We start from the raw sequence: 13,442 nt of genomic DNA on the forward strand, positions 1-13,442 counted from the left end.
TGTTTTAAAATGAGCCCTGTATGGAAACTGTTAAACTCCTGGCAAACGGGTAGTTGATACCACGTTCAACTTCGATAGTAGATGCCCTGAAAATATCGTTGGCGGTTGCCGCGAACCTCAAATTTTGTAAACCGAACCTGTGAATGGACTTAGGGTTAAAATCATAAGAGAGATAAAGCGATTGCAGTTCTATCAGGTTATCCTTTTGCACAAAGCGCGACGATACGTAGGTATCGCTTAGGTCGGCAATGTTTTTAAAGAAAGTATGGTCGCCGGGTTGTTTCCATCTTTGTTCCAATACACGACTATCTACGTTGAATCGGGGATCGGCATTCTCAACCCTGTCAATAAGGGTTTGATTAAACGCCTGGCCGCCAAAGCGGTAGTGAAAGCTAAAGCTTAGCATAAACCTTTTGTAGGTTACCGTACTACCAAAAAAGCCTTCGGCCTTTGGCGTAGTGTTGCCCACATCCTGTATGTCTTTTACATCCCAGGTGTAGGTTAGGGTACCATCTTTTTTCACCAGTATCTCTTTCCCGTTTTCGGGGTCGATGCCTAATGATTTTACGGCGTATATAGTATTTAACGATTTACCTTCTACATACCGGGTTAGCGGGATTGAAAAGGCGTTGTTATCAGTGTTGGTTTGAAAATTATCTATGTTGCTGTTAAATGCCTTTAAAGCATCTGAGATATGTACAATCCTGTTTACGTTATGGGCCAGGTTACCCGTTAAATTAACGTTCCAATCCTTGGTACGAAAAACGTTGGCCACTAAGTAAAGTTCGTAGCCTTTATTTGACATATCGCCCAGGTTATCTTTATAGGTTGAAAAACCTGTTGATGGTGCAAGGTTAATATCGGTGATAAGGCCCCTGGTTAATTTATAATAGTATCTTGGGGATATTACTATCCTATCGTTAAATAAGCCCAGGTCTATACCAGCATCGTAAGTTTTTGTTTTTTGCCACTCCAGGTTGCTGTTGCCATAACCCAATATGGTAGCGCCGATGCCGGTAGAATACCAGTTTGACGTTTGATATTGGTAAATTGACCGCGACTGGTAAGCGGGGAAACTGATTGAACCCAGCGTGGCTATACTTCCTTTTAACCTCAATTGGCTGATAACGTCAGAACCTTTCAAAAAAGCTTCCTGGTGGGCATTCCAGCCAGCACCTACCGACCAAAAGGGGGCAAACCGTTTATCGGCGCCGAATGCCGAAGAACCATCAACCCTTGCTGATACATCCAGCAGGTAACGGTTTTTGTAGGAGTAGTTACCGGAGAAGAAAGAGCCCGCTGTGCGTGATTTAATTACATTGCCGCCCGGGCCTGAATTTTCTTTGTAGATCCGGGCAAAGCCAATGTTGCTAAACCTGTCATTTGAGAAACCTTCGGCCGAGAATGATTTGGCATCGGACTTGGCGGCTATGATGTTCGCTCCCAATACGAGGTTAAAAAAGTGATCGCCAATTTGCCGGTTATAGTTGATAGTTGTGCTACCATCCAGGTTAAGGTTATTATTATTGGCATAGTCATAAGTTCCGCGGTTATTCAGCTTATCTGTAGGCGTGTTATAAAACGCGTTACTTAAAGGCGACACGTAATGATCGGCCGATGAGTTAGTCTTATTTACGCTCATCAACGCCTTAAACCTAAGGCCCGTTGTTATCTTATAGTCGGCAGAAAAAGACTCGAGGATTTCGGTATAAGCCGATTTATCAAAGCTGCTTAGGCTTGCCTCATATAAAGGGTTAAATACGTTTTCGGTAATGTACTGGTCGTTCCCCTGTCTGCCTGTATTTATGCGCCAATTGGCCAGTTCCTGCAATAACGCGCCTGTGCTATCCCGCATCGGGAAGTAAGGGTTTGCATTTACGTAGGTAGCAAAATTGCCATAGGGCGAGTTAGCCTGGTTAACCTGGGTAATGGTAAGGTCGTTCCTGATAATCAATCTTGAATTGGGGTTATAGGTAAAATCAACTCCCCCACTGTACCTGGTATTATCAGACCCTTTCATTACACCCGGCTGCGTTTGGTAACGCAAATCTATCCCATACCTAAACGACTGATCGCCGCCCTGGGCGTACACAGTATGCTTTTGCTGATAGGCGTTTCTGAGCGGCTGCGATAACCAATAGGTATTAACACCGCTGGCCACGTTTTTTAAACGGGTAAACAATTGCGCGTCAAGATCGGCTTGTTTGGTATCGCCGCTGCTGGATGTTGATGCGCTGTAAAGGCCAACTAATTGCTCATAATCTATCTTTTGTTTGGCGTTAAGCACGTGATAGTCTGATAAGTCGGGCCCGTTAAAGGTTAACTGATAATTATAAGATAGCTGAAGCCTGCCGGCTACAGGTGCCTTGGTAGTAATAACCATTACGCCGTTGGCGGCCCTTGAACCGTATACCGCTGTTGCCGCCCCATCTTTTAGTAACGTAACCGATTCTATCCTGTTGATATCAAGATCCACCACTTTTTGAAGCGATACCTCAAAACCATCCAATATAAAAGCAGGTAAGTTGTAGTTGCTGGATAGGTTATTACGGTTAAGGATATCATCGTTGATAGATGGAATGGCAGTTGCCCCGCGAACATTTATTTTAGGAAGTTTATTGGGATCCGATCCAATTAGATTATCATCCAAAACCTTAAAAGAAGGATCAAAAGACTGGATACTTTTGATTAGGTTTTGAGGATTGTTGCGGATCAGGTCGGCACCGCTAACGGTAATGGCGTTACCTGTATAGTTATCTTTTTTAATTACCTGGTAACCTGTAACCACCACATCTTTAATGTTATTGATGTCGGGTAAAAGCTTTACTGTAATAACGGCGGCCGCGGTAACTTTAATCTCTGCCGATTTGTAACCAATGAAGGTAAAAACAAGCGTTTGACCCGGATCTGCCATTACACTAAACTCGCCCATGCCGTTACTTTGTCCGATGATACCTTTGCTGCCCTTTAAAGAAATGTTTACACCCGGCACGGTAGCCTTGCTTACCGAATCAACAATCTGTCCACTTACCTGGACTTTGTTGATGATGTTACCGGTTTTCTCTTCGGCTACTTTGTTTTGAATAACAATTGTTTTATCAATAATAGTAAAACTAAGGCCATTATCTTTAAGGCAAATGTCAAGAGCCTCGGCCAGAGGGACATTTTTAACATTCAAATTGGCGGTTTTACCCTTAATATTTACTTTTTCGTTATAAAAAAACAAATAGCCCGTTTGCTGCTTTATCTCCTTAAAAACCGTTTCGAGGCTTTTGTTTTTGCCATACAGGCTTACTGTTTGGGCATAACTTGCAGCGGATACATGCATTACGCCAACAAGTAACATGATAGTAATGAGTTTCAATACTAAAAGGAATTTGCACTTTACCTTCCGTATTGCGCATACGGCGTTGTAAAGAAAGGTTAATTTCATATTTTTGATTAAATAGGGTTAAATAAATGCAGCTACGGCTTGAACAATCTGATGCTGCTGACCTTTTTACCGGGGGCGGTGAGACGCCCCCGGTTTTCATGTCAAAAATCTGCTGAGGTTAAAGTAATTTTCTAATCATGTTTGTGGGGTTTGAAGTTTAATTTTAGTTAATAGTTTGTTAGCGATATGGTTTAGGGCCCAAGATTTAAATCAAGCGTTATTTTTTATAGGTCACTGTTACCGTTTTGCCCTCGATGCTGAATTTTACGTTATTGAGCTCCAATATTTTAAAAACATCGGCAAGGCTACTTGTTCTTGATATCTCGCCGAAGTATTTTTCTGGCGGCATGCTGCCTTCATAAACTACATCAACATTATACCAGCGGCACACTTGTCGCATAATAGACTGAATATTTTCGCCATCAAACGAAAACAAACCATTTTTCCAGGCAACCTCATTATCAACATTAACGGGGTGGATTGTAATGGTTGCATTCCCCGCCCTGTTAATAACGGCTTGTTCGCCAGGCGCAATAAGCGCGGAGTTTGAGCCCGAAGCAACCTTCACCGAGCCTTCAAGTAACGTAGTTTTTACCGCCGTTTCATCCGCATATGCATTGATGTTAAAATGAGTCCCCAAAACTTCGATTGTTTGCATAGGCGACTTAACCCTGAAAGGCATTTGCTTATTTTTGGCAACTTCAAAATATGCCTCTCCGGTAAGGCTTACCAGGCGTTCGGTACCCTTAAATACGGTTGGATAGGTAATTGAAGATGCGGCATTAAGCCAAACATTGGTACCATCGGGCAAAATGACCTTGTATTGCCCGCCTTTAGGAGTAGAAACCGAATTCCGAAGCAACCCGGCTGCATCAGTGCTACCCGAAACGGCTTTGTAAACAATTTGCCCATTGGCAGTTTTAGTAATGCTAACTCCGGCTTGCCTGGCCACTATGCCTTTAATTACATCATCAAGCGCAATTTTTGTTCCGTTAGCAAGAGTTAATATGGCTTTGTTACCGCCAGGAACTATAGCTTTATAACTGTGTACAACAGCATTATTTTTGCTGTTACCGGTGCGAATTATAAAGTACGCTCCAAATGAAATAAACAAAAGGATTAAAGCCGCTGCCGCGTATTTTATCCAGAGGTATTGCGTCCGGGCGACAGGTCTTTTTTGAAGGCCGTCAATCCGTTCATCTATTTTGTTTTTAATCCGCTCCTTTAAGTAAAAATAATCCTGCTCATTTTCATCGGTAATAACATCGTCATTTAAATCAAACACATCATAATAAGCTTCCAGAAACTTTGTTTCTTCATTGGTAGCTTCTCCTAACCTGTATTTTGCAAGTATTTGTATAAAATATTGCTTGCTTAGCTCGTCCATTTATATCCTTTATACTTGCATGAGTCAAAAGATTTAAAATAGCCCACAAGAATTTCAAATAAATTCACTTTTTATTAATAATAGTACATTTATTCCACCTGTCGAAAGTAATTATGGTAACAAAACGATAAAAAAGATAAAATATAGACACTTTTAACTAACATTAGAAGACCAAAAGCATTTTCACTATCCTTTTTGATAGAAATAAAACAGTACGTGAAGCAGAAAAAGCGACTTGCGAAGTGTAGCAAGTGCCCTGCCCATCTGATTACGAACTGTTTTTGGAGATATCTGGAGCTGATCTGCTATTTGCTGGCTTGATAATCCCTCATTAAAACGTAAATTGAAGATCATTTGCTGCTGAGGAGGTAGGGTATTTATAAGTTCATTAAAAGCCTTTAAAAATTCGTCATGCAGCATATTGGCATCAGCACGGCCAAGCGGGCTTTCCAATTCTTCGGCACCATCGGGCAGGGCAGCATATTTGGCCTCTTTTTCCATGTACTTAAAAACGCCATTGCGGGCGGCAACAAGTAAGTAAGCCGGTAAATTATCTATAGGGGATTTTGAACCACGTGTCCACAACTGAACAAATACGTCCTGGGCTATATCCTGAGCACGCTCGGTATCATTCAGCCTTTTGTAGGCTGTGTTATAAACCTGTTTCCAATATTTATTATACAGCACGTCAAAAGCAGGTTTACTCCCCTCGCCCAAAAGCAATAAAAGTTGGGCATCATCTGCATTTTTTAAATCCTGACTCATGGGGCTGCAATATAAGTTTATTGATGATAACGATGAATTTTCGCGAGTAAAACCTCGTGATTAGCTTAAGAGTTTGAAAACGCACTTTTATCAATATAAGGAATCAAACATCCAGGAATATCATATATAGTGTAGCGCAACCGAACATATAGCTGTTCGCTTTCGGATGGATTGAACGGTCGCTGACCCGTCCGGAAAAGGTTAGACAATCAACGAGTTTAAGGCTTCCTTCCGGACATTCCGGGCGGCTTGACTAGGCAATTCTGTAAATATAGAGCACGGGTTTGTGTTATAGCTTTAGAAAATGGCAGTTATTAATCAACGAATTAGTATGCTCAAAGTGTTGCAGAGCCCGAGGTTAGCAATTCAAGAACGTGGTGATCAATGGCTCCGGAATATCCATCCTTAATAGCAATAAATTCCGCGAAGTGCCAATGTGATGATCCGCCGGCCGCGCATAAACCTCGTCTCCAATTTTAAATTGGTGCACTCTGGCCATCAATTTACAAAATCTTAAATTATATACAAAAAACCGTCCCATAATTTTATTTATGAGACGGCCTCTTTTTCTTTTTATAGCTGCAGAAAGAATATTTATTTGCCAGCTGGTGCTTTTACGCCCTTTTTACTATCGTTTCCGGGAAGTTTTAACGAGTTTGTTTGATAAATATTTTGAAAAACTTTCCCGATAAAGTTCGCCCACTGTAAAACATAAGCTATTCACCATCTTTACTGTGCCGCCTTCGATATAGTCGATGCAGTCGGTGGAGACGATGAACGCGCGATGAAATTGTTTAAAGCTATCCCGTGAGCCTACAATATCCATTATGTCCTTTAGTGTCAGGTATGCTGTTAACACCTTACCGTTTGTCAGGTAAATTTTAACATAATTTTGAGCGCTTTCAAAAGCTATTATTTCATTATACCTCACTTTAATTATCCTTAAGTCCTCCTCTTTATTCTTCACCAAAAAATAATCATCTCCGGAGCCGACATCATTTGTTTTCTCTCCCATTCCAACAGGAAACAGACGGCTGATTGTTGTTGAGAATTTTCCGAAACTGAAAGGCTTAAGCAAAAATGCATCACCTTCAACTTCAAATGCATCAAACGCATATTGTGAATGAGACGTAGTAAAAACTAATTTTTTTGTTTTTGATCGTAACGCACGAGCCAACTCGATACCTGAAATATAAGGCATATCAATGTCCATAAAAAGCAGGTCTAACTCATTGATCAGCCCAACTTGCTCCAAAGCTTCCTGCGGATTAGTATACACTCCTACTACATCCAGTCGTGGTAAAAGCTTTATATATCTTAATAGCGAATTGACTGAAAATTCTTCATCGTCTATTATAGCGCATTTTAGCATAATTGGTTTATTATAATCTATATTATACCCCAGCGGTAAGGCCAGTTATTTTTACTAAACAAAGCAAATATTTTAACATTCAAAACAGCCCTTTGGCGCACAACCGCGAAATTTGGCAACTATATCATATATTCTTACAAAAAACAAGACAGTTGCTGTCTCCTTTCGCCTGGGATACCAGAATCATTGCAAAAGATTTAAATACGCCGCTAATAATATAACTCCATAAAAAAACATCTACAATCAGGGAGATAAATGCCGCAATTTATCCGTATAAAAATTAATAAGTGTAATATTTATACAAAACGATATACTTTCTACATAAACAGGGCTTTTTTCTTTATTTTCCTTTGTCAAAAAACATCAATAAACGTATGGGGTCTGTCCAATTGTGTTTTATATTTAATATCTTAATAATCTTTTATATTTAATATCTTAATAAATTAAACTGAGTTTTTTATTTGCAAAATGAGCAGCTACAAGTGTATTATAATTGATGACGAGCCCTACGCAATTGAAGGCTTAAAAAAGTATATTAACGAGGTGCCCCACCTTAAACTACTTAATTGCTACACCGACCCGGTGGAAGCTTTACTTGGTTTTGCAAATATGGATATCGTCGATCTTGTATTTATGGATGTTGAAATGCCCCGCATAACCGGTCTTGAACTGGCAAAAGCGATAAGACAGCAAACACATAAGCTTATTGTAACAACTGCCCACACCCGTTACGGTTACGAAGCATTTGAAGTTGCTGCTGACGCTTATCTCCTGAAACCCTATACGTTCTTTAAATTTGCTGCGACAATAGCCAAACTTTTCCCCAAAGCAATTAACGGGGATGCTGACGCCCATGAAACGGACGATTTCTTTTTCGTAAAAAATAAAAATGATAACCTGAAAATAGTAAAGATAAAGTATGCCGAGGTTGTGGCCGTTGAAAGCAAACAAAACTATGTAATGATACACACCACTTCGAAGAAGGTGATGACATACATGTCGTTGAAAGAGATTTCACAGGTATTCAACCGGATAACAAATTTTGTTCAATTTCAGCGTAGTTTTATCCTTAGCAAAGATCATATAGAAAGTATTGATGGGAATACGATCAAAATGACTACCGGACTTGACATTACCGTGGGCGATTATTACCGAAAAAATTTCGCCGCTTTTATGGCCGAAAAGCTGATTAAGGCAGGGCGCAAAGACTAATTTGCACCCAGCCTTAATTTTACTGTAAACGAGGCTTATTAAACCCTCCTGTTTTGGTAAAAGTAACCATACTGGTAGTGGGGTCAGTTTCAGTTGAGGGGTGGGTGTTTCTGGTGGCTTTGTACACAAACAATGTAGTACAGTTAATTTTAAATGACTTGGTTTTCATAGGATTTGTTATTTTTTCGAAACTTATATTGATTTTTCCCTAAAAGAAAACCCACTATGCATAACAGTTAAATTTCTATACAAAAGCACTATACGGCATGAAAAGCATTAATCTACAATGGCTAAAAAAATATAAACAGCACTTAATCGTCTGGGCGTTATTTATACTGTATGAATCCATTGTGATAGGGCTGGTTACCGGGCAGTTTGGGAACCCCTTAACCTATGCAGCGCATTATTTCATCATTGCATTTTTATTTTACCTTCACGCAAACTATGGCCTGCCTTGGGCATTATCAAGTACCAGGGCCGCTATATGGCGGGTACCTCTTACATTTATCGGTGAAATATCACTATTTGTATTGATGTCGTATACGGCTGACGCGCTGCTTATTAAAAGCCATATTATTACCGATAGTCCCAATTTTAAGTTATCATATCAGTACAGCCTTAAAACATTATACAGGGGGATTTATTTTATCGGTTTTTCTACTGGATATTTTTTTATTCTCAGATATAATAACGAGAAACAGAAAACCAGCGAGCTTGAAAAGCAGCGGCTTGAAAATTTAATTTACAGACAAAATGCTGAACAAGAACTAATTAAAGCACAAAATGCTTTCTTAAAGGCGCAGATCAATCCACATTTCCTGTTCAATACACTTGACTTTATATATCACAATATTGTAACTATTTCTCCGGTGGCTTCCGACGCCGTAATTACCTTGTCTGAAATGATGCGCTATGCAATAGACTCGGATAAAATAGGCGATTATATCTGCCTTGATGAAGAAATAACCCAGGTAAACAATTTGCTATACCTAAGCCAGATGCGAAAAAGCAATAATCTGGGCTTTGAGCTTAAGGTAGCCGATGATGCCCGTAGGGTGTATTTGATACCTTTGGTATTGTTAACCCTTGTTGAAAATATTTTTAAACACGGCAACCTCACAGAGCCAGGACACGAGTCTTTGGTGAATATATATATAAGGGATGATATCTTTTATATCGAGACGGATAACATGATCAACTATTCGGGGCCGAAACCCGGAACCCAAACCGGCTTAATCAATATTAAAAAACGCCTGGTATACGCTTACGGCAACCTTGTTGATTTTAAATATTATACAGACGGTACTGATAAGCATTTCAAACTTAGCCTTGCTATTCCGGTGGCCTGTTTAAAAGGGCCCGGCGTGTCTGCAAAATCTTCAAAAGATAATGATAAAGAACCGCTTCGTGGGCACGCTGATTGGCATTAAAAAGGCGGTTAATATGCATATGAATAACATCTGCTATCAGTTGATGGCGCGCCGTACCGCTTTGGCAGGTATCCATAATACGTTTAAATAGTTTAATGTATGCAGCAGGTAAAAACCTTTCGTTTCCATAATCAGGCTGCGGGAACCGTTTTTTTAATTCAGCATAATCCAGGTTCAGCTTTTTGAACGCCTCAGCGCCCATGCCAAATTCGGCGCTGAAACCGTTAGCCATCGCACGCGCAAAAGCTATCTGTTCATCAATGCAATCAAGGCTGCATTGAAGTAGTTCTGCCATTAACTGAAGGCTTTGAATATATAAATTGTTATTTGGTGTTGAATTGGCAATCTGCTTTAACACATATTTACTGTCTGCAAAAAAAAAGGATTCGATCAGGGGCATCCTGTCATATCCGTAGCGTTCTGTTTCTCTAAAGTAGGTTTTGATCTGAACATCGGTTATCAGCCCGTTTGAAAAATCAGGTGTGAGAAAAATATTCAATTTACGGATTAGATGGGCGCCGCCTTCTAGTTGCTTCAATTGCAGCCTAAGTCTAATATGCGGTTTAGGATCCTCATAACGTATAAAAAACCATTTCTTTACATCCCATTTAACATCCCGCAGGAAAAGGCTCAACCTGTTTGTTAAAAGGTTGTTTGCCCTTGTGGTGCTACAATATATTTCAAAATAAACCCAATCGCCACCGGGCAAAATGTTGCTGCTTTTCATATCCGTGTTTGCTGATGCCGATCTGCTAACCATAACATCATCATATACAGCCCCTTCATGAGTATAATTTAAAATATATTCTGTAGCATACACCCTACCCTGGCTGTCACTTAATCCATCGGCGTTGCTAATGAGGGCCTCGGTAATATAAATTTCCTGTTGACTGTATTGTTTGCAATAAGCCGAAAAAGCATCCATATCGGCGTCTTGCTTGGGGTTAAAACATAAAGTTTGATCACCAAAGCCACTTTTAAACAAGAAGTCGATCCCCTTCCCGGCAAGCCACCCTATGAGGTTATGTTTTAGGTTTTCTGGTGCGCGGGTTTTGTATACTGATTGAGGGAGTTTCCAGGAGGCTCTTGCAACAATAACATCTTTATACACTACCCTGGGGTAATAATCCAGGCCAGGAAAAAAATGCTGTATTTTAAAGTTAAGATCGGAACTGATTTGTTGATGTTGGAGATCGCAAAGGAAACGGTATACCGCGAGGTCAGAACGAGTATAGTTGTAAGCCGAAGGGATGCGTGGCACTATCCTTTTATTAAATTGTTTTGACCAGAGGATAATTTGGTTGCCATTTACGGATACCAATACCTCATGAAGTAGCAGAGGCTCATTGTTACATGACCATGTGAGTATAGGCATTTCATGCTTATACAATTGCCCGCGGCGATTAACATTATCAACCTGTTTTTCGGCCTGGTAGGCAATGTCGAAAAACAGGACGCCAGGATTAGCATCCTGTTCAATTTCAGCCAGTTCACGGGATATTTGCCCCAATTGGTCATTGGATATAGTAAAACGGCCCAGTAGTGTGTTGGCTGTGCAACCGCCGGCATTTTCAATAACCGGCTGATTGTTCCAAAAATGCATTAAAACATTAAATGTATTAGGCAAAGGGTAAACCTCATTTATCTCGTTGTTGCTAAACTCATCAAGCCTGATTACTTGTTTGTATAAATTATTCAGTATAAACTTATGAAGTCCGGTATAGCCGGCAACTTGCTGCGGCGCTTCAGGTTTATTCTCTGCGTTTAACATAACAGGTTTTTCACCCACATATTCCTCGCCCAGGTTTCCATACCCGATGCCTAATTCGGGGTCAAGGGCAATAGTAAGCGGAACGCCCCTGCCCTCAAACTTCTTTAAGAATGCACCTCTGAAATCATTTAGCATATTATTTGTTTGCCTGGGCAGGTGCACAGCTAAAAAATTAAGTATTTCGGGAACATTCTTAAGTTTCATTTTTTCAATTGCACCCGAAACCACGTTCCGGCTGGCGATGATATAATCGTCGCCCTGTGGCAGGTAGCCTATCCTCCTGAAATAATCAGGCCCGGTTATATTAGGATGTTTATCGGATAACAAAAGCTGAAGCTCAATAAGTTGCTTAAGCAAAGCGTACACCTCCCGCCGTTTTAAACAAAATTCCGAAAACATAAACTTACAAATATCTTCATTAGCTGCTTTTTGGCTACAAAACGCTAAAAGCGCATCAAGTTCTGCAAAGCCGGGGGCCGATGCGATTTCAAAGCATCCATCATTTACCCTGATATACCTGTACCCGGTACCGATTTTATAAAGTGAGGTGTTTGTTTGAAACCATGGTATGCTTTTTACCAAACCAGGTATGGCTTTAGTATATGTATCCTTATGCTGCCATCCTGTAAACCGGTGTAGTTCCATTTTATTGTCTATAATCGCTCTGTTGCCTGGCTCTCCGGTAGCTCTTAACATAGATATTGCCGCGAAATTTCCGTAGGGCGTTGCCCGGTATTTTGCCCGGTTAAAATATTTCCAAACCGAAAAACCGACTTTGCTTAAATCACCATGCAATTGCACCAAATCCAGTTCATGAATCACCTGGTAAAAATCAGGAGATGCCTCTTTGATCATTTCTTTCAAATCCCCGGCCTTTTGTTCAAGCGTGTCTGTCAAACTAAAGGCAGGTGTCCGGCAAAGAATTGCCGGGTGTAATTTTAGCTTTATCATAGGTTTCGTTTAGTAGGTGTTAACCTGTTTTTTTACACTAATCAATAATTTAAGAATGTCTTTACACATAATTTTCTATGCATTGGCCTGTTTTCGGGGTAAAAAGGGTAAAATTCAGGATACAAAACAGGTGCTTTTTAACGCAAAAAAAATCCTTGTTAGTTAACTTTAATCCGATCGCTTTAATCAGTGCTCAACCCCGGCTTTATATCGGGAATAGCGAAAAACACCCTGAGGGGGCATAGCCGGTGCCAATGGCACAAATAACGGAAAATACCCCAACCTGGTAAGTAAAGTTTAATTAATGTTTTATAAATGTTGTCGGATTTTTTAAATCAAAAAAGCTAAAAAAATGAAAAACAAAAACCTTAAAGGCCTCATGGCTTTGAAAATGGCAGAAAGCCATGAGCGGCCAACAGAAGTAACCATCCTTAACCAGGATGAACTAAATTTTGCTATGGGTGGTAGCGTAGCGTCAGATTGTCCAAAACTCACTTCATGCGGTACCTACGATTCCTGCGGTGACAAATGTTTTGCCGACAATGTAACTGTTGGTTTATAAACATCCAAATTAACCTAAACCATGATCGCGTTAGTCAAAATTAATCGCCGCAAAAGGTAAGCCCGGTCAAGCATCTTTAAAAAATCATTCAGCAGATTTTATCGGCTGAACAGGACTACTTATGCCCGAAAATTATGATCGCGCCCATGGCGATTTGTTTATCCATTAAATAAAAACATAAAATGAAAAACAAAAATTTGAGAGGCCTGATGGCCACAAAACTTGCCGAAAACAATGCAAAACCAGCCGAAGTGAGCATCCTTAACCAGGACGAGCTCATTTATGCAATGGGCGGTAATGTTTCATCCAGTTGTCCAAACTTAACGTCATGCGGCACTTATGATTCGTGCACCGACAAATGCTTTGCCGACAACGTTAAAGTAGGTATTTAATTCTAAGCAATATCCTTAGCTGCCTGCCTTTCTGATGTTTACATAAAGCATAAACTTTAATCAACTCATCCAATAACATTTGGGCATCTGGTAGCGGGCAGCAAGGATTTGCTTATGGTTTTTCATTTTTTTTGGCAACTCATTATTATCAATTTAAGACATAACCG

General features: G+C 40.2%; 9 protein-coding genes. 4 read left to right on the top strand and 5 right to left on the bottom strand.

Annotated features, from left to right (window positions below):
* Positions 1-4: 4 nt before the first annotated feature.
* The 4 genes from BMX56_RS26360 to BMX56_RS26375 form a co-directional block, all read right to left on the bottom strand.
* Positions 5-3,433, bottom strand: coding sequence for a SusC/RagA family TonB-linked outer membrane protein (locus BMX56_RS26360; protein WP_090652704.1), 3,429 nt, complete (start codon positions 3,431-3,433; stop codon positions 5-7).
* A gap of 217 nt (positions 3,434-3,650) precedes the next feature.
* A complete protein-coding gene (locus BMX56_RS26365; protein ID WP_090652705.1) occupies positions 3,651-4,820 on the bottom strand; it encodes a FecR family protein in 1,170 nt (389 codons plus the stop codon).
* A gap of 186 nt (positions 4,821-5,006) precedes the next feature.
* Complete coding sequence (locus tag BMX56_RS26370) at positions 5,007-5,585, bottom strand: RNA polymerase sigma factor (protein ID WP_090652706.1); 579 nt, start codon at positions 5,583-5,585, stop codon at positions 5,007-5,009.
* 628 nt (positions 5,586-6,213) lie between these two features.
* Complete coding sequence (locus BMX56_RS26375; protein ID WP_090652707.1) at positions 6,214-6,957, bottom strand: LytR/AlgR family response regulator transcription factor; 744 nt, start codon at positions 6,955-6,957, stop codon at positions 6,214-6,216.
* Between the two features lie 468 nt (positions 6,958-7,425).
* On the opposite strand from BMX56_RS26375, the gene BMX56_RS26385 reads away from it, so the two are divergent.
* Together BMX56_RS26385 and BMX56_RS26390 are read left to right on the top strand one after the other, a co-directional pair.
* Complete coding sequence (locus BMX56_RS26385; protein ID WP_090652709.1) at positions 7,426-8,169, top strand: LytR/AlgR family response regulator transcription factor; 744 nt, start codon at positions 7,426-7,428, stop codon at positions 8,167-8,169.
* A gap of 266 nt (positions 8,170-8,435) precedes the next feature.
* Positions 8,436-9,599, top strand: coding sequence for a sensor histidine kinase (locus tag BMX56_RS26390; RefSeq protein ID WP_090652710.1), 1,164 nt, complete (start codon positions 8,436-8,438; stop codon positions 9,597-9,599).
* On the opposite strand, the gene BMX56_RS26395 is transcribed toward BMX56_RS26390, so the two are convergent.
* Positions 9,502-12,321: a lantibiotic dehydratase gene (locus tag BMX56_RS26395; protein WP_090652711.1), complete on the bottom strand. Its 2,820-nt coding sequence runs from the start codon at positions 12,319-12,321 to the stop codon at positions 9,502-9,504. The genes BMX56_RS26390 and BMX56_RS26395 overlap by 98 nt on opposite strands.
* Positions 12,322-12,673: 352 nt before the next feature.
* Between BMX56_RS26395 and BMX56_RS26400 the strand changes: the two genes are divergently transcribed.
* Both BMX56_RS26400 and BMX56_RS26405 read left to right on the top strand, forming a co-directional pair.
* Positions 12,674-12,883, top strand: coding sequence for a hypothetical protein (locus tag BMX56_RS26400; RefSeq protein WP_090652712.1), 210 nt, complete (start codon positions 12,674-12,676; stop codon positions 12,881-12,883).
* A gap of 182 nt (positions 12,884-13,065) precedes the next feature.
* On the top strand, positions 13,066-13,275 hold the full coding sequence (locus BMX56_RS26405) for a hypothetical protein (protein WP_090652713.1): 210 nt from the start codon (positions 13,066-13,068) through the stop codon (positions 13,273-13,275).
* Positions 13,276-13,442 lie beyond the last annotated feature (167 nt).

This window comes from Mucilaginibacter sp. OK283 (assembly GCF_900110415.1).
Classification (GTDB): domain Bacteria; phylum Bacteroidota; class Bacteroidia; order Sphingobacteriales; family Sphingobacteriaceae; genus Mucilaginibacter.

Coding starts and splice junctions, on each gene's coding strand:
- BMX56_RS26395 (WP_090652711.1), bottom strand. CDS start 12,321: ATGATAAAGCTAAAATTACACCCGGCAATTCTTTGCCGGACACCTGCC.
- BMX56_RS26370 (WP_090652706.1), bottom strand. CDS start 5,585: ATGAGTCAGGATTTAAAAAATGCAGATGATGCCCAACTTTTATTGCTT.
- BMX56_RS26365 (WP_090652705.1), bottom strand. CDS start 4,820: ATGGACGAGCTAAGCAAGCAATATTTTATACAAATACTTGCAAAATAC.
- BMX56_RS26385 (WP_090652709.1), top strand. CDS start 7,426: ATGAGCAGCTACAAGTGTATTATAATTGATGACGAGCCCTACGCAATT.
- BMX56_RS26360 (WP_090652704.1), bottom strand. CDS start 3,433: ATGAAATTAACCTTTCTTTACAACGCCGTATGCGCAATACGGAAGGTA.
- BMX56_RS26400 (WP_090652712.1), top strand. CDS start 12,674: ATGAAAAACAAAAACCTTAAAGGCCTCATGGCTTTGAAAATGGCAGAA.
- BMX56_RS26375 (WP_090652707.1), bottom strand. CDS start 6,957: ATGCTAAAATGCGCTATAATAGACGATGAAGAATTTTCAGTCAATTCG.
- BMX56_RS26405 (WP_090652713.1), top strand. CDS start 13,066: ATGAAAAACAAAAATTTGAGAGGCCTGATGGCCACAAAACTTGCCGAA.
- BMX56_RS26390 (WP_090652710.1), top strand. CDS start 8,436: ATGAAAAGCATTAATCTACAATGGCTAAAAAAATATAAACAGCACTTA.